Annotated in this window: 20 protein-coding genes; 11 read left to right on the forward strand and 9 right to left on the reverse strand. The window is 74.0% G+C overall.

Annotated features, from left to right (window positions below):
* Positions 1–144: 144 nt before the first annotated feature.
* Together ACFVWU_RS32865 and ACFVWU_RS32870 are read right to left on the reverse strand one after the other, a co-directional pair.
* Positions 145–948 (reverse strand): anti-sigma factor family protein, encoded by an 804-nt coding sequence (locus ACFVWU_RS32865; RefSeq protein WP_387627661.1) that lies wholly within the window; start codon positions 946–948, stop codon positions 145–147.
* 25 nt (positions 949–973) lie between these two features.
* Entirely contained in the window at positions 974–1,576 is a 603-nt protein-coding gene (locus ACFVWU_RS32870) for a sigma-70 family RNA polymerase sigma factor (protein WP_387627662.1), read from the reverse strand.
* A gap of 210 nt (positions 1,577–1,786) precedes the next feature.
* Here ACFVWU_RS32870 and ACFVWU_RS32875 point away from each other — a divergent pair, with 210 nt between their 5' ends.
* Positions 1,787–3,070, forward strand: a complete 1,284-nt coding sequence (locus ACFVWU_RS32875) for a vanadium-dependent haloperoxidase (protein ID WP_387627663.1) — start codon at positions 1,787–1,789, stop codon at positions 3,068–3,070.
* Positions 3,071–3,287: 217 nt separating this feature from the next.
* Here the strand turns inward: ACFVWU_RS32875 and ACFVWU_RS32880 are convergent, their stop codons facing one another.
* Together ACFVWU_RS32880 and ACFVWU_RS32885 are read right to left on the reverse strand one after the other, a co-directional pair.
* Positions 3,288–4,763: an NADH-ubiquinone oxidoreductase-F iron-sulfur binding region domain-containing protein gene (locus ACFVWU_RS32880; protein ID WP_387627664.1), complete on the reverse strand. Its 1,476-nt coding sequence runs from the start codon at positions 4,761–4,763 to the stop codon at positions 3,288–3,290.
* Complete coding sequence (locus ACFVWU_RS32885) at positions 4,760–5,593, reverse strand: hypothetical protein (RefSeq protein WP_387627665.1); 834 nt, start codon at positions 5,591–5,593, stop codon at positions 4,760–4,762. Before ACFVWU_RS32885 ends, ACFVWU_RS32880 begins: the two co-directional genes overlap by 4 nt.
* Positions 5,594–6,122: 529 nt before the next feature.
* Between ACFVWU_RS32885 and ACFVWU_RS32890 the strand changes: the two genes are divergently transcribed.
* The 3 genes from ACFVWU_RS32890 (at position 6,123) to ACFVWU_RS32900 (ending at position 9,732) form a co-directional block, all read left to right on the forward strand.
* Positions 6,123–6,596, forward strand: coding sequence for a hypothetical protein (locus ACFVWU_RS32890; protein ID WP_387627666.1), 474 nt, complete (start codon positions 6,123–6,125; stop codon positions 6,594–6,596).
* Positions 6,593–8,164, forward strand: coding sequence for a multicopper oxidase family protein (locus ACFVWU_RS32895; RefSeq protein ID WP_387627668.1), 1,572 nt, complete (start codon positions 6,593–6,595; stop codon positions 8,162–8,164). The genes ACFVWU_RS32890 and ACFVWU_RS32895 overlap by 4 nt, the downstream gene beginning before the upstream one ends.
* A gap of 209 nt (positions 8,165–8,373) precedes the next feature.
* The gene (locus tag ACFVWU_RS32900) at positions 8,374–9,732 is read left to right on the forward strand and encodes a DUF2252 domain-containing protein (protein WP_387627670.1); all 1,359 of its coding nucleotides are present in this window, start codon (positions 8,374–8,376) and stop codon (positions 9,730–9,732) included.
* Positions 9,733–9,739: 7 nt separating this feature from the next.
* Here the strand turns inward: ACFVWU_RS32900 and ACFVWU_RS32905 are convergent, their stop codons facing one another.
* The gene (locus tag ACFVWU_RS32905) at positions 9,740–10,720 is read right to left on the reverse strand and encodes an LLM class flavin-dependent oxidoreductase (protein ID WP_387627671.1); all 981 of its coding nucleotides are present in this window, start codon (positions 10,718–10,720) and stop codon (positions 9,740–9,742) included.
* A gap of 85 nt (positions 10,721–10,805) precedes the next feature.
* Here ACFVWU_RS32905 and ACFVWU_RS32910 point away from each other — a divergent pair, with 85 nt between their 5' ends.
* On the forward strand, positions 10,806–11,558 hold the full coding sequence (locus ACFVWU_RS32910) for a helix-turn-helix domain-containing protein (RefSeq protein ID WP_387627672.1): 753 nt from the start codon (positions 10,806–10,808) through the stop codon (positions 11,556–11,558).
* Here ACFVWU_RS32910 and ACFVWU_RS32915 read toward each other — a convergent pair.
* Positions 11,527–11,946: a hypothetical protein gene (locus ACFVWU_RS32915; RefSeq protein ID WP_387627674.1), complete on the reverse strand. Its 420-nt coding sequence runs from the start codon at positions 11,944–11,946 to the stop codon at positions 11,527–11,529. The two genes, ACFVWU_RS32910 and ACFVWU_RS32915, sit on opposite strands and share 32 nt — an antisense overlap.
* A 190-nt stretch (positions 11,947–12,136) precedes the next feature.
* Here ACFVWU_RS32915 and ACFVWU_RS32920 point away from each other — a divergent pair, with 190 nt between their 5' ends.
* From ACFVWU_RS32920 to ACFVWU_RS32935, 4 genes are all read left to right on the forward strand, one after another.
* Complete coding sequence (locus tag ACFVWU_RS32920) at positions 12,137–12,553, forward strand: ester cyclase (RefSeq protein WP_387627676.1); 417 nt, start codon at positions 12,137–12,139, stop codon at positions 12,551–12,553.
* Between the two features lie 104 nt (positions 12,554–12,657).
* A complete protein-coding gene (locus tag ACFVWU_RS32925; protein ID WP_387627677.1) occupies positions 12,658–13,185 on the forward strand; it encodes a GNAT family N-acetyltransferase in 528 nt (175 codons plus the stop codon).
* 224 nt (positions 13,186–13,409) lie between these two features.
* Positions 13,410–13,538, forward strand: a complete 129-nt coding sequence (locus ACFVWU_RS32930) for a hypothetical protein (RefSeq protein ID WP_387627679.1) — start codon at positions 13,410–13,412, stop codon at positions 13,536–13,538.
* Between the two features lie 51 nt (positions 13,539–13,589).
* Positions 13,590–14,504, forward strand: coding sequence for a DUF6891 domain-containing protein (locus ACFVWU_RS32935; protein WP_387627680.1), 915 nt, complete (start codon positions 13,590–13,592; stop codon positions 14,502–14,504).
* Between the two features lie 297 nt (positions 14,505–14,801).
* On the opposite strand, the gene ACFVWU_RS32940 is transcribed toward ACFVWU_RS32935, so the two are convergent.
* Genes ACFVWU_RS32940 through ACFVWU_RS32950 form a run of 3 tightly spaced genes read right to left on the reverse strand, consistent with a single transcriptional unit; the run spans position 14,802 to position 17,835 of the window.
* Complete coding sequence (locus ACFVWU_RS32940; protein ID WP_387627682.1) at positions 14,802–15,248, reverse strand: hypothetical protein; 447 nt, start codon at positions 15,246–15,248, stop codon at positions 14,802–14,804.
* 59 nt (positions 15,249–15,307) lie between these two features.
* A complete protein-coding gene (locus tag ACFVWU_RS32945) occupies positions 15,308–16,216 on the reverse strand; it encodes a diacylglycerol kinase (protein WP_387627683.1) in 909 nt (302 codons plus the stop codon).
* Entirely contained in the window at positions 16,213–17,835 is a 1,623-nt protein-coding gene (locus ACFVWU_RS32950; protein WP_387627685.1) for an FAD-binding oxidoreductase, read from the reverse strand. Before ACFVWU_RS32950 ends, ACFVWU_RS32945 begins: the two co-directional genes overlap by 4 nt.
* Before the next feature lie 20 nt (positions 17,836–17,855).
* On the opposite strand from ACFVWU_RS32950, the gene ACFVWU_RS32955 reads away from it, so the two are divergent.
* Both ACFVWU_RS32955 and ACFVWU_RS32960 read left to right on the forward strand, forming a co-directional pair.
* On the forward strand, positions 17,856–18,455 hold the full coding sequence (locus ACFVWU_RS32955) for a TetR/AcrR family transcriptional regulator (RefSeq protein WP_387627687.1): 600 nt from the start codon (positions 17,856–17,858) through the stop codon (positions 18,453–18,455).
* A complete protein-coding gene (locus ACFVWU_RS32960; RefSeq protein ID WP_387627689.1) occupies positions 18,452–20,080 on the forward strand; it encodes a glycerol-3-phosphate dehydrogenase/oxidase in 1,629 nt (542 codons plus the stop codon). Before ACFVWU_RS32955 ends, ACFVWU_RS32960 begins: the two co-directional genes overlap by 4 nt.
* Positions 20,081–20,107 lie beyond the last annotated feature (27 nt).

The following is a 20,107-nucleotide window of genomic DNA, read 5'->3' on the forward strand; positions in this document are numbered from 1 at the left end:
CAGGGGGGACCCTGTGGGAGAGTAGGACGCCGCCGAACAATCATTCAGAAGAACCCCCATCCGGATTCCGGATGGGGGTTCTTCGCGTTTACCGGTCGGTTGTGGAGTCGATCAGCGGGTCAGGCGCCCGACCGGGCCGGGGCGTCACGCCGGGACGGTGAGCAGCCTCTGGCCGTTGCCGGCGTAGATGTCGAAGTGACTGATCATTCCTGGGGACATGGGTACGGTCCCGGAAATCTTGGCGCCACCCGGGTACTCGCCGGCTTGCCAGGTGGCGGCGGTCGCTGTGGTGCCCGTGACCCCGACCGCTTGCAGGCTGCATGTGATCCCGGCGGGCGCTCCCTTCGCCGAGACCTGCAGCACGCTGCCCCAGGCGGCGGGCGAGACCTCGATCGAGGCGGACACGCCGGTGGTGGGGTCGGTTCCGGAGAACGTGCGGACCGGGGCCGGTGACGTCGGTGCGGGCTGCGCGACCTGGCTGCTCGTGGACGCGATGGCAGCCAGCCACGTACCGCCCGACGCTGCCGCGGCGATGAGCGTCGTGGCGGCTGCGACCGCTACCAGTTGCCTCCGCACGGCGTTACGGCGTCGGGACGCTGCCTGCAGGAGCAGTCGGTCGAGCCGGCTCGGCTCGGTTCGCTGCGGCACGCCTGGCACGTCCGGCGCAGCAGTGGTCGCAGGCTCCGGCCGTGCTCGCTCGCGTGCGGCGGCCCGCTGTACCAACCGGTTGGCCAGTTCCTCGCTGGGCACGGGCTCTGCCTCGCCTGCGGCCTCGGCCTCGCTGACCCTCGCGAGTAGCGCGGGCAGCCCCGCCAGTTCGGCATGCTCGGCCTGGCACTCGGCGCATTCCGCGAGGTGGGCGCGGACCTGCTCGGTCTCCGCCGGGGACAGCGTTCCCAACACGTATCCGCCCAGGGACGTCCGGAAGGCGTCACGGTCGCCGTTCATGGTCCGCACCTCCTCCACGCCGCTGTCACGGCTCGATACCCCGTTCCTGCAGCGCCAGCCGCAGCGCCTTCAAGGCGTAGTACGTCCGCGACTTCACGGTCCCCACCGGAATGCCGAGCACCTCCGCGGCCTCGACCATCGTCCGGCCTCTGTAGTACGTCTCCAGCAGCACGGCCCGGTGATCCGGGGAGAGGGTCCGGATGGCCTCGGCCACCTCCCAACTCTGCAGCGTCTGCTCGATTTCGTCTTCTCCGGGCGTCTGCTCCGCGAGCCGTTCCAGCGCTTGCCCGTCGACCTCGGTCGGTCTGGCCCGGCGGGCCCGGTGGGCGTCGATGACCAGGTTCCGGGCGACCGTGCACAGCCACGCCCGGGCCGGTCCGCGCTCGGGGTCGAACGCCGCCGGGTGCTGCCAGGCCCGCAGCAGTGTCTCCTGCACGACATCCTCGGCCCATTGCCAGTCTCCTGAGGTCAGTCGCAGGACGAAGTGAAGCAGCGGCCCGGCATGCTCCGCGTACAGAGTGCGGAGTAGTTCCTCGTCCGCGCGGGAGATGGTCCCCGTACCAGAGACACGGTCCCCGGAGCGATCCGGCTCACTCGATGGACCGCGTTTCCGAAGACTCCACGGCATAAGTCGATCATCGCATATGCCGCTAATCCGTGAAATCTCGCAAAAGGTGCTTACGCACCGAACCGTACAGCCGCCGGCACCCGTGGAACCTGACGAGCACCGATCCTCGGAATTCCCTCCTTCCCCCCGTCCCGCAAGGAGTGAGCCGAGACGACCGCGGCCGGTAGCTGCCCGCGGGCAGCCCGCCACCAGCGAGAAGGAGCCACCGAAATGTGTGGAAAGCAGAAGACACTCGCCGTCCTGACCGGGACCGTGCTGGCGGCCGGACTCACCAGCCCGGCCTTCGGTTCCACCGCCATCGCCGCTGTGCCACCGACCACGAGCACCGCCGCCAACGCGTCCGGGGCGTCGGTCGTGGCGTGGAACCGCGAGCTCATCACCATCCTGGGCGATCCCAAAGCCCAACCGTCCACCGTCCAGCCCACGCGCAGCTTCGCGCTCCTCCAGGCCGCCGAGTACGACGCGGTGGTGTCGATCACCCGGGCGGCCCCTCCGTACGTGTTCTCGGTGCCGGCACCTCAGGGCGCACGTGCGGACGTCGCAGCGGACCAGGCAGCGCACGATGTGCTGGTCGCCCTGTACCCCACCAAGCGGGCAGGCGTGGACCGGCAGCTGAGCAGCCAGTTGTCCGCGATCGCCGACGGCACCGGCAAGCAGGCGGGCAGCGGCGTGGGAGCGGCGGTCGCGCGCCGACTGATCAGTCTGCGCTCCGGTGACGGGTCATCGACCAGGCCGCCGCAGTTCACTCCCGGCGGCCTGCCCGGCGACTACCGGCGCACGCCGCCCGACTTCCCCACGCCGGTGTTCACCAACTGGGGCTCGGTCAAGCCGTTCGTGCTGGCGAGCGGAAGCCAGTTCCGCCCGGCAGCGCCGCCGGCCGTGGGCACCGCCGAGTACGCCGCCGCCCTGAACGAGGTCAAGAGTCTGGGGAGCAAGACCAGTACCACCCGCACTCCCGATCAGACCGCGGCCGCGAAGTTCTGGGCGGCAGCGCCCGTCTGGAACGTCTGGAACCAGGTCGCGCAGGGTCTCGTCACCTCCGAGAACGCGAGCCTGGAGAAAGCGGTGAAGGTCTTCGCCCGGCTCGACCTGTCCCTCGCCGACACCGCGATCGCGATGTACGACGCCAAGTACGCCTACCACGTGTGGCGGCCCGTGACCGCGATCCGGCTCGGCGACTCGCACGACAGCAAGGGCATCGTCGGCGATCCCCACTGGACCCCCCTCCTGCCGACCGCCCCGGACCCGTCCTACCCCGGCGCTCACGGCGCTCTCAGCCAGGCGGCGGCGACGACGCTCGCCGGGTTCTACGGTGCGCAGCACCGGCTCACGGTGACCTCCAAGGGCGTCACCCGAACCTTCGCCGGCTTCCAGGACGCCGCCACCGAAGCCTGGCTCAGCCGGGTCTGGTCCGGCCAGCACACCTCCATCGACAACCAGGCCGGCCAGCAACTCGGTACGCAGGTGGCCGAGTTCGTGGCACACGACCTCTGACCGTCCGTGTGGTGCCGGGACCAGGAGCCGGCTGCACCCGCTGTGCCGGGTGCAGCCGGCCGTCGACGTTGTCGGTGCAGGCCGGTGCCGCGAGGAACACCTCGTGGTCCATGGACACGGTTCGTCGCCCCTTGGGGACTTGTGAGGCCGCACGCATGCGAAAGTCGCGTCGGCTCGCTCCCCTGAAGGCCACTCACCGGGGGCGGCCGGGTAGCGGCTAGGGGCGGCGCATGCGCAGCGCGAGTGCCGGGCACTGGTTCACGGCCCGGCGGGCACCGTGTTCCTGCCAAGGGGCGACGGGGACGGTGGTCGACGCGGGATAGCCGTGCGGGCCGAGCCGGACGAGGCCGGGGGCCAGTACGCCGCACAGCCCGTGCCCGGCACAGCGGGACCAGTCCACCTCCAGGCGTGCGCCTTCGTCGTGGGGGAGCGGCAGCACGCCGAGGACCGGCCTCCCGCACCCGGGGCCGGCCACGTGGGCCTCGACGTCCTGGGCGAACACGTCGAGTGCGCTCAGCACGAAGCGCGCCGTGCCGTCGGGGTGCGAGCAGGCGCCACCGCCCTGCGCGCCGCCGAGGGCGCGCCGGACGTCCTCCAGGACGGCCGGCCCGTCGGCACCCGTGGCCAGTGCGGCGAGCGCTTCGGCCGCGTCGGGCAGCCCACGCCTGCACGGCCCGCACTGTCCGGCCGACTCGCCCGCCAACCAGGCCGCGACCCGGGTGATCTCGCCGAGCGGGCACGTGTCGGCGGCGAGCGCGACGATCGCACCGGCGCCGAGGGTGCCGCCGAGCCCGGCGAGACCCGTGCGCGAGAGCGCCGCGCCGACGGCGTCCACCGGGCCCAGCCAGGCGCCGTGATAGCCGCCCACCAGCACGCCGGCACCCGGCCGCAGCCCACACGCGTCCAGTACGTCTCCCAGCCTCGTGCCGAAGGGGGCCTCGACCACCAGGGGACCCGATGCGGGACGGTTGACCGTCAGCAGGACCGTGCCCGGTTCGGCGGTGGTGCCGACAGCCGCGTACGCTCCGGGGCCGAGCCGGGCGGCCACGGCGAGCTGAGCCCAGGTCTCGGCGTTGGACAGCAACGTCGGGCGCCGCCGAACGCCTCCCGTTCCGCCCTCGGCCGCGCGGGCCCTCACGGCGGCGGGTTGTACCGGAAGCCCGTTGACCCCGCGGATCAGTGCGCTGGACTCGCCGGAGACGAAGCGTTCCGGAAGGCACACGGTCCGGGCCGGGCACGGCAGGTCGCGCTCGTCGAGGGCGGCGGGGATCGAGACCTCGCCGGGGCTGCCGGCGGTGACGCCGATGACGATCTCCTCGGCCCCGAAGGCGGCTGCGGCGAGGCAGGCGCCGTCGAGCACGAGGTGCGGAGCACGGGCGAGCAGCATCCGGTCCTTGGCGCTCGGGGGCTCGCCCTCCGAGCCGTTCACCACGATGACCGGACGTGCCCCGGTTCGGTCGGCGGTGGCCATCGCGGCCCGGGCCTTGCGGGCGAAGGGGAATCCCGCGCCGCCGCGTCCGCGCAGATCGACGCGCTCGGCCAGGTCCAGCAGGTTGTCCCGGGTGGGCCGGGGGAGCGGAGGGTGGACGTGGGCGTGGGAGGCGAGGTCGAGTCGCTGGAAGCGGTCCAGCCCGGCAGTCAGCCGGGCCGGCCCCAGGTGGCGCACCTGCGGCAGGTCGATCCGGGTGCTCACAGGTCACCGCCGGGTCGGAGCAGCCCCAGGTGCGGGGGTGCGGCCGGCGTGGCGTGCCGCGGCCGGCGCGGCACCGTGCCGATTCGGGCCGCCACGCTCGCGGTCGCCGAGGACGGACCGTTCCAGGCGGACGGCAGACCGCCACGGTGCCGTGCCGAGGGTGCGGAGAGGACGGTCGGCCCGGCCGGGAGCGGTGCGCCGGCCGGGTGGGCCTTCGAGTGGCGCCGGTGCCGGGTGACGGCCCGGTGGTGGCCCAGCCAGGAGAGGGACCGTACCAGCAGGGCGAGGGCGACCAGCGCCGCACACAGGCCATAGCCCCACAGGACCCAGGCGTGCGCCGCGCGTCCGGCGGTCAGACCGTGGGCCAACGCGATCGGCCAGCAGGCGTACGCGCCCGCGTGCAGCACACGCCAGAGCCAGGCATGCCGGCTTCCCGCGAATCGTCCGCGAAAGGCGCCCGTCGCCGCGACCAGGACGAGCAGGTCGGCCGCGACGGTCCCCAGGTCCACCGCCACGGCCGTCGTGCCGGTGAAGGGGAGGACCGCGCTCCGCGGGTCGGCGTGGTGCTCGGCGACCTTGACCGCGATGTGGACGCCCAGGAACCCGAGCGCCGCGACGGCGGTTGCCCGGTGCACCGACTGGACGGCCACCCGCAACCGCGGCGTCAGGACCAGGCGGTCGGTGGCGGCCAGCCCGCACACGACCGCCGCGGTCAGCGAGAGCAGGGTGAAGACCCCGGCGAAGTAGTCCAGGAAGGCGATGACACGACCGGCCACGGTGACCGGCCCGCCACCGATGGCGGTACCTGCGAGAAGGGCGAGTGCGGCCATCGGGAATCCTTCCTTCCGTGGTTCGGGCCCGCCGGCGGGTTGTGGGCCGACAGTGGTGTCGGATCGGCTGGACTCGCCTCGAAGCCGGATCGAAGAGTGCGCCCGGTCGTGGGACGGGTGGCGCGGCTGGACCCGCCCATTCTTTGCGGCACCCGAACGGGGGGACAAGCTCCCCGCATACGACACCGGGCAGTAGGAGGCCCCTGGCGCGGGGCCTCGCACGGCGCCTGCCCGCGCCCCGGACGGTGGCCCGTGCCTACGGCCTCACGTAGTAGCTACCCTGAGTGACGTAACCAGGCTCACGCTCCGAAGCCGCAGAGGGCGACGGATCGTCGTCGATCGACCACGTTCGGTCCGGCATCGGCCGCGCAGGCCGACAAGCGCCCCCGTACGGGTGACAAACCCCCGGGAGCTGAAGCAAACGGGGTGCTGGGCTCCGCCGAATCCCTTCGATTCAACTGATCATGACGGATGATCAGCTACGCTCTCGCCCGCCCGCCCGACCCGCCGAAGCAGAGAGTAGCCCGACATGAGCAGTCCCCCTGCCGCCGCCGCGCCCCGCTGGCCGCTGATCCTGCTGCGCATCTCCACCGCCACGTTGGCGCTGTTGTCCCTGCTCCAGGTCATGCTGGCCGGCAGCTTCCTCAACGGCACCTACGAATCCCTCAAGGACCACGAGGGCACCGCGATGACGATCGGCACCGTGGTCGTGCTCCAGCTGGCGGTGGCCGCGCTGGTGTGGCGGCCCGGCCGCGGCCCGCTCTGGCCGCTGTGGACCACCGCCGTGCTCGCCGTCGCCGTGGTCGGCCAGATCGCGGCCGGCTACGGCCGGGCGATCGGGGTGCACGTCACCCTGGGCGTCCTGATCGTCAGCGGCGTCCTGTTCGGCCTGGTCGGCGCCTGGCGGCTGCCACTGCCCGCCCGGGCGGCTCTGCCCGAGAGCGGCGCGGACGGCAACGGGCGGCTGCCGCGCCCGGGCGGGCCGGTGGAGGTGAGCCGGTGAACCGCCGCCGGTTCCTGGGCATCGGCGCCTCCGTGCTCGGCGCGGGCGCACTGGCCGCCGTCGCCGTCCCCTCGGCGGCCCGGCTGCTCGCCGAGGGCCGCCCCGGGCGGCTGCTCAGCAGTGAGCTCGACCTGCCGGGGCCCTTCCAGGTGCCGCTGCCGGTGCCGACGGTGCTCCAGCCGGTGCGCACCGACGGCACCAACGACTACTACGAGATCACCCAGGAGGTCGCCGAGCTGGAGATCCTGCCCGGGGTGCGGACCGAGGCCTGGACGTACGGCGGCAGCTTCCCCGGGCCGACGGTGGTCACCCGGTCCGGCCGGGCGGCGGTGATCAGACACCGCAACGAGCTGCCGGTGCCGTCCGTGGTCCACCTGCACGGCGGGCACACCCCGGCCGACAGCGACGGCTACCCGGTGGACCTGCTGCTGCCGGTGGGGGCCTCCGACGCGGCTGCGGCGGGCAGCATGGACGGCATGCCGGGGATGCGGCACGCGACGGGCCGCAACGTGGTCGGCGAGCGCACCCACACCTATCCGGGCAAGCAGCGCGCCGCCACCCTCTGGTACCACGACCACCGGATGGGCTTCACCGGCCCCGGCGTCTGGCGCGGCCTGTCCGGCTTCCACCTGGTCCACGACGACGAGGAGGACGCGCTGCCGCTGCCGCGCGGCGAGCGCGACCTCCCGCTGATGCTCGCCGACCGCTCCTTCGCCGCCGACGGCTCCTTCCGGTACCCGTCCACCGATGCCGCGCTCGCCGTGCCCGGCGTCACCGACGACTACATGAACGGCGTGCTCGGCGACGTCATCCTGGTCAATGGCGCCCCCTGGCCACGTCTGGACGTCGACCGCGCGCACTACCGGCTGCGGCTGCTCAACGCCTCCAACACCCGGCTCTACCGGCTCGAACTCGACCCCCAGCCCTCCGGCGGCGACGCACTGGTCCAGATCGGCTCCGACGGCGGCCTGCTCGCCGCCCCGCTCGCCCACGACGCGATCGAGATCGCCCCCGCCGAACGCTTCGACGTGGTGGTCGACTTCTCCCGCTACCAGCCCGGCACCCAGGTGCGGCTGCTCAACCGCTTCGGCAGCGGGCGGACGGCCGAGGTGATGCGCTTCGACGTCTCCTCCCGGGCGGTGAGCGACGACGCCACGGTGCCCGACAAGCTGTCCGCCATCGAGGAGCTGGCCGCCTCGTCGGCCGTCACCACCCGTTCCTTCAATTTCCGCCGCAGCCGCGACGACGGCTGGACCATCAACGGCGACCCGTACGAGCCCGGACGCAACGTCGCCACGCCCGCGCTCGGCAGCGTCGAACGGTGGCGCTTCTCCTCCGACGTGCACCACCCCGTGCACCTCCACCTCGACCACTTCCAGGTGGTCGGGCGCAACGGCAAGGACCCCGGCCCGTGGGACAGGGGCTGGAAGGACACCGTCGACCTGCGTCCGGCCGAGGCGGTGGAGGTGCTGGTGCGGTTCACCGACTACGCGGGGACGTACATGATGCACTGCCACAACCTGGAGCACGAGGACATGGCGATGATGGCCGACTTCACCGTGGGGTGACCGGGCGGCCTCGCCCGAGCCGCCTCGCCCGAGCCGCCTCGTCCGAGCGACCCCGCCCGAGCGATCCCGCCCGGGCGGCCTCACCCGGGCGGCCTCACCCGATCGGCCGAGTGCCGGAGGGCGCGTGCTGCGCCCTCCGGCACTCTTGTCCTAGCGTCGCGGTCAGGTGTACTCGTTGAAGGTTGCCTGGTGACGGACGGAGCCGCCGCATGACCACCCCCGCCGAACGCCGCCGCACCGGTCGGGCCGCGCGCGAGCGCGTCTCCCGCTCCGACCACGGCCGGTGGATCCCGACCGCGGACCGGCCCGACCCGCTCGGCGTCCTGGAGGCGCAGGGCGCCGACCGGGTCACCCGGCTGCTGCCGATCCGCTACGGGCGGATGGCCGACAGCCCGTTCACCTACCTGCGCGGCGCCGCCGCGGTGATGGCCGCCGACCTCGCCGCCGTCCCGAACACCGGCCTGACCGTCCAACTCTGCGGCGATGCCCACCTGTTGAACTTCGGCGTGTACGCCTCGCCGGAGCGTGCGCTGCTCTTCGACGTCAACGACTTCGACGAGACCTACCCCGGACCCTTCGAGTGGGACGTCAAGCGCCTGGCCGCCAGCGTCGCGGTCGCCGCCCGGGACAACGGCCAGGGCGACGAGCGGGCCCGGCGTGCCGCGCTCACCGCCGTCCGGAGCTACGCCACCGCGATGCGCCGGCTGGCCGGGAGGGGCGAACTCGACGTCTGGTACAGCCGGATCGACGCCGCCGAGCTGCTGCCGCTGGTCGGCAGGTCCAAGCGGCGCAGCCGGGCGGAGGCCGAGCTCGCCCACGCCCGGCGCCGCACCAGCCTGCAGGCCTTCGGCAGGCTCACCGAGGAGCGGGACGGGCGGCGGCGGATCATCAGCTCGCCGCCGTTGATCGAGGAGCTGAAGGGGGCCGAACTGCGTGACATCGGCAAGGTGTTCAGCGACTACCGGGCCGCCCTGGCCGAGGACCGCCGGGTGCTGCTGGACCGCTACCGCTTCGTGGACGCGGCGATGAAGGTGGTCGGCGTCGGCAGTGTCGGCACCCGCTGCTTCATCCTCCTGCTGGAGGGCCGGGACACCCGCGACCCACTGTTCCTGCAGCTCAAGGAGGCCGGCCGGTCGGTGCTGGAGGACCACCTGCCGCCCACCCGGGTGGACGCCGAGGTCGCCGCCCACCACGGAGGACGCCGGGTGGTCACCGGGCAGCACCTGATGCAGGCCGCCAGCGACATCTTCCTCGGCTGGACCGTCGGCCCGGCCGGGCGACACTTCTACGGCCGCCAACTGCGCGACATGAAGGGCTCGGTGGAGGTCGACGCGATGACTCCCTCCGGCCTGCGCGCCTACGCCGATCTGTGCGGGCGCACCCTCGCCCGCGCCCACGCCCGCACCGGCGACCGCCTGGCCATCGCCGGCTACCTGGGCGGCGCCGACACCTTCGCCGAGGCGGTCGCCGACTTCGCGCTGAAGTACGCGGAGCGGACGACGGCCGACCACGCGGAGCTGGTCGAGGCCATCGAGACCGGCCGGGTCACCGCCACGCGGGGCGTGTGAGGGCGGGTCACCGCGAGGCGGGGCGGACGAGAGCCGCAGTCGGCGCGGTCGGCACGGTCGGTGCCACGAGGTCCGCGAGCCTCTCCAACTGCTCGTACTGGCCCTTGAGTTCCAGCGCGCCGAGCCGGGCGACGACCTGCCGGGCGCCCGCCTGGGTGTAGCGGCGCAGGGTGGCGGCGACCTGTTCCGGGGTGCCGAGGGCGATCGCCTGGATGTGCTCCACCTCCTCCAACGGCAGACCGTAGTTGGACCGGACGTAGGCGTCCATGGTGCGGCGGGCCGCCTCGGGGTCCTCGTCGATCCGGACGTTGACGAAGAGCGCGGGGGTGACGGCCTCCGGGGCGCGCCCGGCCTCGCGCGCGGCCTGCCGGACGGCGGCGAGCCCGGTGGCGTAGTCGGCGGGATCGGGCGGGTAGGGCAGCCAGCCGTCGTACCGCCGCCCGGTGCGGGCGAGCGCCGCCGGGGTGGCGCCGCCGAGCCAGATCGGCGGCCCCTGCGGCCGGAACGGCCTCGTGGCGGGCGGGAGTTCGGGGAAGGAGTGGAACTCGCCGTGGAACTCCGTCGCCCCCGCCCACAGGGCCCGCCAGAGGGCCACGGTCTCGTCCAGCCGGGCGAAGCGGCGCTCCCACGGCACCTGGGACAGCTCGTGCAGCGGCCGCCCGAAGCGCCCGGGGAAGGCCGCGCCGACCGCGACGGTCAGCCGTCCGCCGGAGAGCTGGTCCACCGAGGCCAGGGTCTGCGCGGTCTGCACCGGGCGGCGCAGGACCGGCAGCAGCGCGCCGGTGCCCAGCCGGATCCGCTCGGTCACCGGGGTGACCGCGGCCAGCATGGTGAGCGGCTCGATCCGCGGGGTGAGCAGGGAGTCGTTGACGAACAGCGAGGCGAAGCCCAACTGCTCTGCCCGGCGGGCGAATCCGATCAGGTCGCGGGGGTCGCCGACGGGCGCCCACTGGTCCTGCCCGGTGGGGAGGAAAACACCGATGTTCATGCCGTCGATCCTTCTCGTCGCGGTGAACGGACTCAATTCCCCGAGGGGAATGGCGGGTGACGCCGGGCCCGGATAGAAATGGGACGTGGACTTCCCCCAGGCGCTGCGCGAGCGCCGTACCGGCAGCCGGATCAGTCAGCTCGACCTCGCCACCCGAGCGGGCACCACCCAGCGGCACCTCAGCTTCATCGAGTCCGGCCGCTCGGTGCCCGGTCGGGGCATGGTCGTACGCCTCGCCGAGTCACTCGACCTGCCGCTGCGGGAACGCAACGAGCTGCTGCTGGCGGCCGGTTACGCCCCCGTCTACCCGGAGACGCCGCTGGACGGGCCGCAACTGGCGCCGGTCCGGGCGGCGATCGACCACATCCTGGCCGGCCACCTGCCGTACCCCGCGGTGGTGGTGGACCGGCGCGGCGACGTGGTCGCGGCCAACGAGGCACTGGACGTGATCACCGAGGGCGCCGACCCGCGCCTGGTCGGGCCCGGCACCAACGCCTACCGGCTCGCCCTGCACCCGGACGGCCTCGCGCCGCGCATCCTCAACTTCGCCGCCTGGGCCCGGCACATCGTCGAGCGCACCCGCCAGCTCGGCGAACTGCACGAGGAGTTGAGCTCCTACGTGCCCGAAACGGCGCTGGAGGAACAGCACTTGGGCTTCGCGGTGCCGCTGGAGCTGCGGACCGCGCTCGGCGAGCTGCACCTGATGACCACGGTGACCACCTTCGCCACCGCCGTCGACGTGACGCTCGCCGAGCTGAAGTTGGAGGCCTTCCTGCCCGCCGACGCCCGGACCGCGGAGCTGCTGGTCAGAGCCCGGGGAACTGGTAGTCGGCGGTGATCCGCCCGTCGGCGTCCAGGACGACGAACTCCACACCGCCGCCCACCGCCTCACCGCCGCCGGCCGGCACCATCTCCCAGGTGAAGCGGACCACGTCGCGCAGCCGTACGGCGTCCGGCCGGGCCCGGAAGGTGAACTCCCCGGGCGCCACGAACTCCTGGTACGCGCGGGCGACGCGGAACTCCAGCTCCCGGTAGCCGCGCGCTTCGAGTACCGGCTCCGGGAAGCCCACCCGGGCGGCCTCCTCGCGGATCCCCTCCGGCGGGTGGACGAGGTGCACGCCGTCCTCGGTCCACAGCCGCTCGATCGCCTCGCGCCGCTGATCGGCGTCGGGTTCGGTCCACAAGGCGGCGTAACGGTCGGCGAGTTGCTGGGCACTGGTGGTCATGGCCGGCTCCTTCACGGGTTCGGTCGGTCACTGTGCGCCCCATCCTCGAATCGGCGCCGTCACCGGACAATTCCCGCCGGGGAATGGCCGCCGGGGAATCGCCGCCGCTCCCGGGTGGAAGGCGTACGGCGTCCGTGGCAACGTCGAGAGCGGGGGAGTCGCCGGCCGCTGCCCGCAGGAGGTGGACGTCATGAGCGCCGAGGTCAACAAGCAGATTGTGGAAGGCTTCGACGCCCTGGTCCGGGCCGGGGACGTCAGCCGCCTGGACGAGTTCTGCACACCGGAGCTGGTCAACCACGCCCTCGCCCCCGGCCGGCCCGCCGGCCTCGCGGGTACCCGGGCGTTCCTCACCACGACGGCCCGGCAGTTCGAGGACGACCACTGGCGCAGCTGCCACACCGTCGCCGAGGACGACCTGGTCGTCCAGTTCGGCCTGAGGGTCGGCCACTGGACGGGCGGAGACTTCCTCGGCTTCCCCACCCACAGCGGCGACTACGCCCGGGAGGTCGCCTTCGCCTACCGCCTGCGGGAGGGGCGGATCGCCGAGCGCTGGGCGATCCGCGACGACCTCACCATGATCCGGCAGCTCGGCGGCATCCGGCTGTGAGCCGGATGCGCCGGGGGTGGGGGCCTCAGGGCGTGTCCGACTCGTCTCCGAAGCACCCCGATATCCGGTTGCCCGGGTGGGTGGGGTGCCGTTGGGTTGGGACCATGAACGAACTGCGCACCGACCGGCTGCTGATCCGCCGCTGGCGGGAGTCCGACCTCGCCCCCTGGGCCGCGATGAACGCCGACCCGCAGGTCCGCGAGCACCTCGGCGGCATCCTCACCCGTGAGCGGAGCGACGCCTCGGTGGCGCGGTACGAGGCGGCGATCGAGCGGCGCGGTTACGGGTGGCTGGCCGTCGAGGTGCGGGAGAGCGGCGAGTTCGTCGGCTTCGTGGGCCTGGACGACGTCGAGGAGCAGGCCCGGGTCAGCGGGGTCGAGATCGGCTGGCGCCTGACCCGCTCCGCCTGGGGCCGCGGCTACGCGACGGAGGCGGCCCGCGCCGTCCTCGCGTACGGCTTCGACGCGCTCGCCCTCCCCGAGATCCTCGCCGTCACCATCGCCGCCAACCTGCGCTCCCAGGCCGTGATGCGACGCCTGGGGATGACCCACGACCGGGCCGAGGACTTCGACGACCCCGAGGGGGGTCGCAGTGTGGTGTTCCGTCTGCGGCGGGCGGACCACGCCGTCTAGGGTGCCCCGCAAGGGGGTTCGATGAAGCTTGGTGGGAAGATCGACGGCATTCCGGTGGGCGGCGCCCTGCTGCCGCGTGAAGACCTTCCAGGGGCCCGTCGTGGATGACACGACGTTCGTCGCCGAGCCGGTGCTGCGGGCGCTGTGCCCGTGGATCTCGATGAGCAGCCTGAACGTCTCCACCTCGGGAGTTCCGGGTCCGGGGCACCGAGGGATTCCCCGCAATGCTCGCCTGGCAAGGCCGATTCACCGTGCTCGAAGACCGGCGGAAGGACCGGGTGCTGCTGGAGGCCGAGGACCCGGCGGAGGCCGCCGCGTTCCTGGCCGGGTGGCTGCGGCAGCACCGGGCCTGAACGGCCGGGGGCCCGGCGTCGATTGTCAGTGGGGTGTGCAAGGGTGACGGCATGCTGGCGATCGCGGTGCAGACGAACGAGACGCGGCACCTGAGGGTGACCGCGACGGAACTGGCGGGGCTGGTCCGGCGCATCGGCGCGGGGGCCGACACCTTCCTCGTCGTGCAGCGGATACCGGACCTGCCGGACATGTACATCCAGGTGTGCCACAAGGACGGCGGCGACTACACGCTGGAGTACCGGGACGGCTCCGCCGCCCGGCACTTCGAGGTGCGGGTGGACGGGCCGGAGCCGGTGGTCTCGGCGATGACGGGGTGGGCGCGCCAGGAGCCGGGCTGGGGCGACGGCCTGGACTGGGCGCCGCTCGACTTCGGGCCACCGGAGCCCGTGCCGGCGCTGGCGCTGGAGGCCGACGAGCACCGGGAGTTGGAGGAGCGGCTGCGGCTGACCCTGGCCTGCGGCTACACCGACCGCGCCCGGCTCGCCGAGGAGGCGGAGGAGTACCTGGTGTCGGCCGGGCGCCGCCCGGTCTCCCGCCCGCAGGCCGGGCAACTCGCCGACCGGCTCTGGCTGGAGCGGGTCGGCGAGCAGAGCGGCTGGGTCGGTGAGACGGACCCGGAGCGCCTCGCCCGGGCCTTCGCCGTCCTGGAGGAGAGCGGCATCACCGCGCGGGAGCACTTCACCTGCTGCCGCTCCTGCGGCCAGGCCGAGATCGGCGCGGCCGGGGAGCCGGAGGCCCGCGGCTTCGTCTACTTCCACTTCCAGTGCACCGAGTCCGCGGCTGCCGGGCACGGCCTCTCGCTGCTCTACGGCGGCTTCGACGGTTCGGCGGCGACCACCACGGCGGTCGGCGAGGAGGTGGTCGCCGCCCTCACGGCCGTCGGCCTGCCGACGGTGTGGAGCGGCGACCCGTCCGACGCGGTCGAGATACGCCCGCTGCTGTGGCGCCGCCGCCTGGTGGGGTGAAGCCTGGACGGCCGGGGCATTAGGGTCGGCGGCGTGTTCCGGGGAGGAGTGGCTCTCGTGCTGGAGCCGGGGCAGGTGCCGCGGAGCAACGCCCGGCAGCTGTGGCGGGAGTTGCCGAGGGGCGTACGGCGGCAGGTGATCGCGGCGGACCGGAAGGCCGGCGGCCAACTTGGTGCGGACGGAGCCGGAGGTGCGCGGTGAGTGATGACGTGCTGTCGGTGATCCCGGAGTGCCTCTGGTTCGCCGAGTCGGAGTTGGCGGCGATCGGCGCCGCGCTCGGTCACCCGGTCCGGCAGATCAGGGCGCACCTGTGAGCACGGCGCGCACGATCAGCTCGCCGGCGTAGCTCTCGCAGCGGACGGTGCCGTCGGGGAAGTCGAGTTCCAGCGCCATGCGCCCGGTCGTCGGCTCGTGCTCCTCGCGGGCGGCGAGGACGGGCCGGCCGAGGTGGCGGGCGAAGGCCGTTTCGGCATCGGCCGGGCCGACCTCGATACGGCCCCATTCGCCCATGTCGTAGCCCTCGTACGGCGCGGAGGCCTCGACCTCCAGGCACCAGTCCGTCCCGCTGGCGAGCCGGGTGGCCTCGCCCCGGTCGTCGATGAGCCAGAGGTCGGCCGGGATCGGGTCCAGTCGGCCCTCGTACACGTGCCAGGCGGCGACGATCCGGGTCAGCGTGCGGCCGACCAGGTCCGCCGGGTCGAGACCGGGGCCGTGCGCCCGGCAGGCGGGGAGGGGTGTTGTCACCCCGGGACCGTACCTGAGCCCCCGGGCGGTGTCTCGGCCGCCCGGGGAGACCGGGTCGCTCACGGCACGAGCAGCCGCAGTGCCTCCCGTACCACCGTGACCTCGACCGGCAGGGCCGTGATGAACTCCCCGTCGGCGTAGGCGGTGATGCCGGGGGACTCGATCCGCAGGGACTCCGTGCGCAGCGTGGTGACCTCCGGGTGGCTGATGTGGGTGCCCTTGAAGAGGGTGGGGAAGAAGCGGGCGATCCGCAGTCGGGGCATGGCGCCGACCAGGGTGACGTCGAGCAGGCCGTCGTCCGGGAGGGCGGAGGGGCAGATCAGCATGCCGCCGCCGTAGCTGCGGGTGTTGCCGACGGCGGCCAGCGTCAGGTCGCGTTCGACGACGGTGCCGTCGGCGAGGGTGATCCGGAACGGCAGCGGGCGCAGGTTGGCGAACTCGGCGAGGATGGCGAGGTTGTAGCGCATCCGGCCGCGCGGCCAGCGCAGCCGGTTGGCGCGGTCGCTGACCAGCGAGTCGAAGCCGGTGGCGAGGACGGAGCCGTACCAGCGGACGGCGCCGTCCGGGCCGGTGATCCGGCCGAGGTCGACGCCGCGCACCCGCCCGGCGGCGACGACGTCGGCGGCGGCCTCGGGGGCGGCGATCGGCAGGCCGTACTCGCGGGCGTGGTCGTTGCCGGTGCCGGCCGGTATCAGGCCCAGCGGGACGGGGGTGCCGGCCAGGGCCTGGAGGGCGAGGTTGACCATGCCGTCGCCGCCGACCACGACCACCGCGTCCACGCCGTCCGCCGCGGCCTCGCGGGCCAGGCGGACGGCGTCCTCGGCGGAGCGCCCGGCCTGCGGTTCGACCTCGACGCCGAGGGCGCGCAGGCGGGCGACGGCCCGGCGGGCGGCGGGTTCGGCGTGGCCGATGCCCGCCGCCGGGTTGGTGAGAACGGCGACCCTGCGGACGGTTCTCGTGCCGGTCATGGGATCAGCTTGCCGGGGTTGAGGATGCCCGCCGGGTCGAGTTCGGCCTTGACGGCGCGCAGGATGCGCACGCCCAGGTCGCCGATCTCCTCGGTCATCCAGGGCCGGTGGTCGGCGCCGACCGCGTGGTGGTGGGTGATGGTGCCGCCCGCGCCGAGGATGGCGTCCCCGGCGGCGCGCTTGGCGACGCCCCAGCGGCTGAGCGGGTCCTCGCCGAGGGCGGCGACGACGGTGAAGTAGAGCGAGGCGCCGGTCGGGTAGACGTGCGAGATGTGGCAGAGCACGAGCGCGCCGGGCAGGGCGCCGGTGAGCGCCTCGGTGACGGCCGTCCGCAGCCGGGCCAGCCCGCTCCAGCCGGCCGCCGTCTCCAGGGTCTCGCACAGCGCGCCCGCGCTGAGCAGGGAGTCGCGCAGGTACGGGGCGTTGAACCGGCCGTGCTCCCAGGCCCGGGCGGGTTCCTCGCCGAGCGAGGTGCCGCCGGCGGCGAGCAGGACCTCGCGGGTGAGCTGCCGGCGGCCGGCGACCTGGGCGGCGTCGCCCTCGAAGACGGTGACGGCCAGGCAGCCGCTGACCGTCGGGGAGCCGCCGATCTGCTCGGTCATGGCGAGGTTGACCATGGTCTCGGCCTCGTCGGAGAGCCGGATCACGGTCGGGCCGGTGCCCTGCTGCTCGACGGCGCGCAGCGCGGCCGTGCCGGTGGCGAAGTCGGGGAAGCTCCACGCCTCGTACGCCTTGACGGCGGGCAGCGGGTGCACGCGCAGCCGGACGGCGGTGATCACGCCGAGGGTGCCCTCGGAGCCGAGGAAGAGCTGGCGCAGGTCGGGGCCGGCGGCGGAGGCGGGGGCGCGGCCGAGGTCCAGCACACCGACGGGGGTGATCACGCGCAGGCCGCGGACCATCTCGTCGAAGCGCCCGTACCCGGCGGAGTCCTGGCCGGAGGAGCGGGTGGCCGCGAAGCCGCCGATGGTGGCGTAGCGGAAGCTCTGCGGGTAGTGGCCGAGTTCCCAGCCGCGCTCGGCGAGCAGGGCTTCGGCTGCCGGGCCGGTGAGGCCGGCGCCGAGGACGGCCTCGCCGGAGGTCTCGTCCAGGTCGATCAGCTGGTCGAAGCGGCGCAGGTCGAGCGAGACGACGGCCTGGAGGGCGCCGCGCTCGGGGTCGAGGCCGCCGACCACGCTGGTGCCGCCGCCGAACGGGACGACGGCGATGCGGCGTTCGGCGCAGACGGCCAGGACGGCGGCGATCTCCTGCTCGCTGCCGGGCACGACCACGGCGTCGGGGGCGTCCTGCGGTTCGCGGCTGCGGCGGCGCAGCAGGTCGGGGGTGGACTTGCCGCCGGCGCGCGGCAGGCGGTCGGCGTCGGCGGCGCTGACGTGCGCCTCGCCGACGGCGGCGGCCAGCGCCTCGAGGTCCTCGGCGGTGATCCGGGAGGGACGCAGGACGACCTCATCGGCGCTGGGACCGGGGGCGGCGTCGCCGGTGACGCCGAGGGCGGCGGCGAGCAGTCCCTTGATGTCCGCGGACAGCTCCTTGGCGAGGGTCGGGTCGCCCCAGGCGTCCCACTTCATCGGGGGGAGCGGCAGCGCGGCGTTCGCCGGTCCCGCTTGCGTCTCAGGTGCCATGCGTTACAGTTTCACACATCATGTCAAGTAGTAACGTCGAGCCCGCCGAGGCCCAGCAACCCCGCAGCACCGACGACGCGATCCTGGACGCCGCCGCCGACCTGATCGTCCACCTCGGCGTCCGCCGGACCCAGCTGGCGGAGATCGCGCGCCGCGCCGGGGTCAGCCGCCCGACCGTCTACCGGCGCTGGCCGGACGTCCGGGCGGTGATCGGGGCGCTGCTCACCCGGGAGATCCTGGCCACCCTGGAGGGCGCCGCGCTCGACGTCCACGACCGGGAGACCCTGGTGGAGCGGGTGGTCGAGGTCGCCGTCCGGCTGCGCGACCACCCGGTGCTCGGCGCCCTGCTCCACTCCGAAGACTCCGACCTGCTGCTCCAGTACGTGGTCGAGCGGCTCGGTGCCAGCCAGCGCGGCCTGCTGGAGGCGCTGCGCACCGGCATCGAGCAGGGGCAGGCCGGCGGCTCGATCCGGGCCGGTGAGCCGACCGAACTGGCGGCCATGGTCCTGCTGATCGCCCAGTCCACCGTCCAGTCGCACCGCATGGTCGCCTCCCTGCTGCCCGAGGCGGCCTGGCGGCGCGAACTGGCCAGAGCACTGAACGGATACCTCGCGCCATGACGCCCACCGCCGCTTCGTCCCCCGGCTCCCACCCCGGTTCTCCCGCCGGCCCCTCGGTCGGTCCATCCGTCAGCCCCTTCGCCGGAACCAGCCGACTCAACGCCGCCCGCCGGACGTTCGAGCTCGAAGCGCTCGCCGACGACCCGCACATCGACCTGCTGGTGATCGGCGGCGGCGTCACCGGCGCCGGGGCGGCCCTGGACGCCGCCTCGCGCGGCCTGCGCACGGTGCTGGTCGAGGCCCGTGACCTCGCCTTCGGTACGAGCCGCTGGAGCTCCAAGCTCGTGCACGGCGGCCTGCGCTACCTCGCCTCCGGTCGGGTCAAGGTGGCCCGGGAGAGTGCGGTCGAGCGCGGCGTGCTGATGACCCGCACCGCCCCGCACCTGGTTCGCGCCCTGCCCCAACTCGTGCCGCTGATCCCGGACTTGCTGCGCCCGGGCCAGGCCTCGCTGATCCGTGCGGGCTTCCACGCCGGCGACGCGCTGCGGCTCGGCGCCGGCACGCCGGGCGCCCTGCTGCCCCGGGTGCGCCGGGTCGACGCGGCCCGCACCCGCCGGCTGGTGCCGGGCGTTCGGACCGCCGGCCTGCGCGGGGCGCTGGTCGCGCACGACGGCCAACTCGTGGACGACGCACGGCTGGTGGTCGCCCTGGCGCGCACCGCCGCGCAGTACGGCGCGAGCGTGCTGACCCGGGTGCGGGCCGAGTCCGTCACCGGGACCTCTGCCCGGCTGGTGGACACGCTGACCGGCCAGACGCTGACCGTCACCGCGGGCGCGGTCATCAACGCCACCGGGGTGTGGGCGGGCGAGGTGGACACCTCGATCAAGCTGCGGCCCAGCCGGGGCGCCCACCTGCTGGTGGACGCCGCGACCCTGGGGCACCCGACCGCCGCGCTGACCGTGCCGGTGCCCGGCTCCACCAGCCGCTTCGTCTTCGCCCTGCCGCAGCAGCTCGGCCGGGTCGCGATCGGCCTGACCGACGAGGACGCCCCCGGCCCGATCCCGGACGAGCCGCAGCCCACCGAGGCCGAGCTGACCTTCCTGCTCGACACCGTCAACGCCGCCCTCGCCACCGAGCTGACCAGGCAGGACGTGTGCGGCGCCTACGCCGGGCTGCGCCCGCTGATCGACACCGGGGGCGGGAACACCGCAGACATCTCCCGGGAGCACGCGGTGCTGGAGTCCCCGTCCGGAGTGGTCACCGTGGTCGGCGGCAAGCTCACCACCTACCGGCGGATGGCCGAGGACGCGGTGGACGCCGCCGTCCGGTTGCGCGGCCTGCCCGCCCGCACCTGCTGGACGGCCCGCCTCCCGCTGGTCGGCGCCCCCGGTCACCGTGACAGCCGCCCGGCCCCGGCCTCCCCGGTGCCCGCCTCGCTGCTCGCCCGGCACGGCGGCGCGGCCCACGAGGTACTGGCGGCGGGGGAGTTGGCGCCGGTGGCGGACGACCTGGACGTGACCCGCGCCGAGATCGCCTACGCCGTCACCCACGAGGGCGCGCTCGACACGGCCGACGTGCTCGACCGCCGGACCCGCATCGGCCTGGTGAAGGCGGACGCCGAGCGGGCCCGGAAGGCGGTCGAGGAGATCGTCGCGGAGGCCGCCTCGGAGATCGCCCCGCAGTAGCGGCGACGCCGACGGCCGGTACGGCAG

Origin of the sequence: Kitasatospora sp. NPDC058190 (assembly GCF_042883685.1) — a bacterium.
Lineage (GTDB): Bacteria > Actinomycetota > Actinomycetes > Streptomycetales > Streptomycetaceae > Kitasatospora.

Excerpts from the sequence above, each read along its gene's own strand:
- ACFVWU_RS32865 (WP_387627661.1), bottom strand. The coding sequence starts at position 948 with ATGAACGGCGACCGTGACGCCTTCCGGACGTCCCTGGGCGGATACGTG.
- ACFVWU_RS32870 (WP_387627662.1), bottom strand. The coding sequence starts at position 1,576 with ATGCCGTGGAGTCTTCGGAAACGCGGTCCATCGAGTGAGCCGGATCGC.
- ACFVWU_RS32875 (WP_387627663.1), top strand. The coding sequence starts at position 1,787 with ATGTGTGGAAAGCAGAAGACACTCGCCGTCCTGACCGGGACCGTGCTG.
- ACFVWU_RS32885 (WP_387627665.1), bottom strand. The coding sequence starts at position 5,593 with ATGGCCGCACTCGCCCTTCTCGCAGGTACCGCCATCGGTGGCGGGCCG.
- ACFVWU_RS32890 (WP_387627666.1), top strand. The coding sequence starts at position 6,123 with ATGAGCAGTCCCCCTGCCGCCGCCGCGCCCCGCTGGCCGCTGATCCTG.
- ACFVWU_RS32900 (WP_387627670.1), top strand. The coding sequence starts at position 8,374 with ATGACCACCCCCGCCGAACGCCGCCGCACCGGTCGGGCCGCGCGCGAG.
- ACFVWU_RS32905 (WP_387627671.1), bottom strand. The coding sequence starts at position 10,720 with ATGAACATCGGTGTTTTCCTCCCCACCGGGCAGGACCAGTGGGCGCCC.
- ACFVWU_RS32915 (WP_387627674.1), bottom strand. The coding sequence starts at position 11,946 with ATGACCACCAGTGCCCAGCAACTCGCCGACCGTTACGCCGCCTTGTGG.
- ACFVWU_RS32920 (WP_387627676.1), top strand. The coding sequence starts at position 12,137 with ATGAGCGCCGAGGTCAACAAGCAGATTGTGGAAGGCTTCGACGCCCTG.
- ACFVWU_RS32925 (WP_387627677.1), top strand. The coding sequence starts at position 12,658 with ATGAACGAACTGCGCACCGACCGGCTGCTGATCCGCCGCTGGCGGGAG.
- ACFVWU_RS32930 (WP_387627679.1), top strand. The coding sequence starts at position 13,410 with ATGCTCGCCTGGCAAGGCCGATTCACCGTGCTCGAAGACCGGCGGAAG.
- ACFVWU_RS32935 (WP_387627680.1), top strand. The coding sequence starts at position 13,590 with ATGCTGGCGATCGCGGTGCAGACGAACGAGACGCGGCACCTGAGGGTG.
- ACFVWU_RS32945 (WP_387627683.1), bottom strand. The coding sequence starts at position 16,216 with ATGACCGGCACGAGAACCGTCCGCAGGGTCGCCGTTCTCACCAACCCG.
- ACFVWU_RS32950 (WP_387627685.1), bottom strand. The coding sequence starts at position 17,835 with ATGGCACCTGAGACGCAAGCGGGACCGGCGAACGCCGCGCTGCCGCTC.
- ACFVWU_RS32955 (WP_387627687.1), top strand. The coding sequence starts at position 17,856 with ATGTCAAGTAGTAACGTCGAGCCCGCCGAGGCCCAGCAACCCCGCAGC.
- ACFVWU_RS32960 (WP_387627689.1), top strand. The coding sequence starts at position 18,452 with ATGACGCCCACCGCCGCTTCGTCCCCCGGCTCCCACCCCGGTTCTCCC.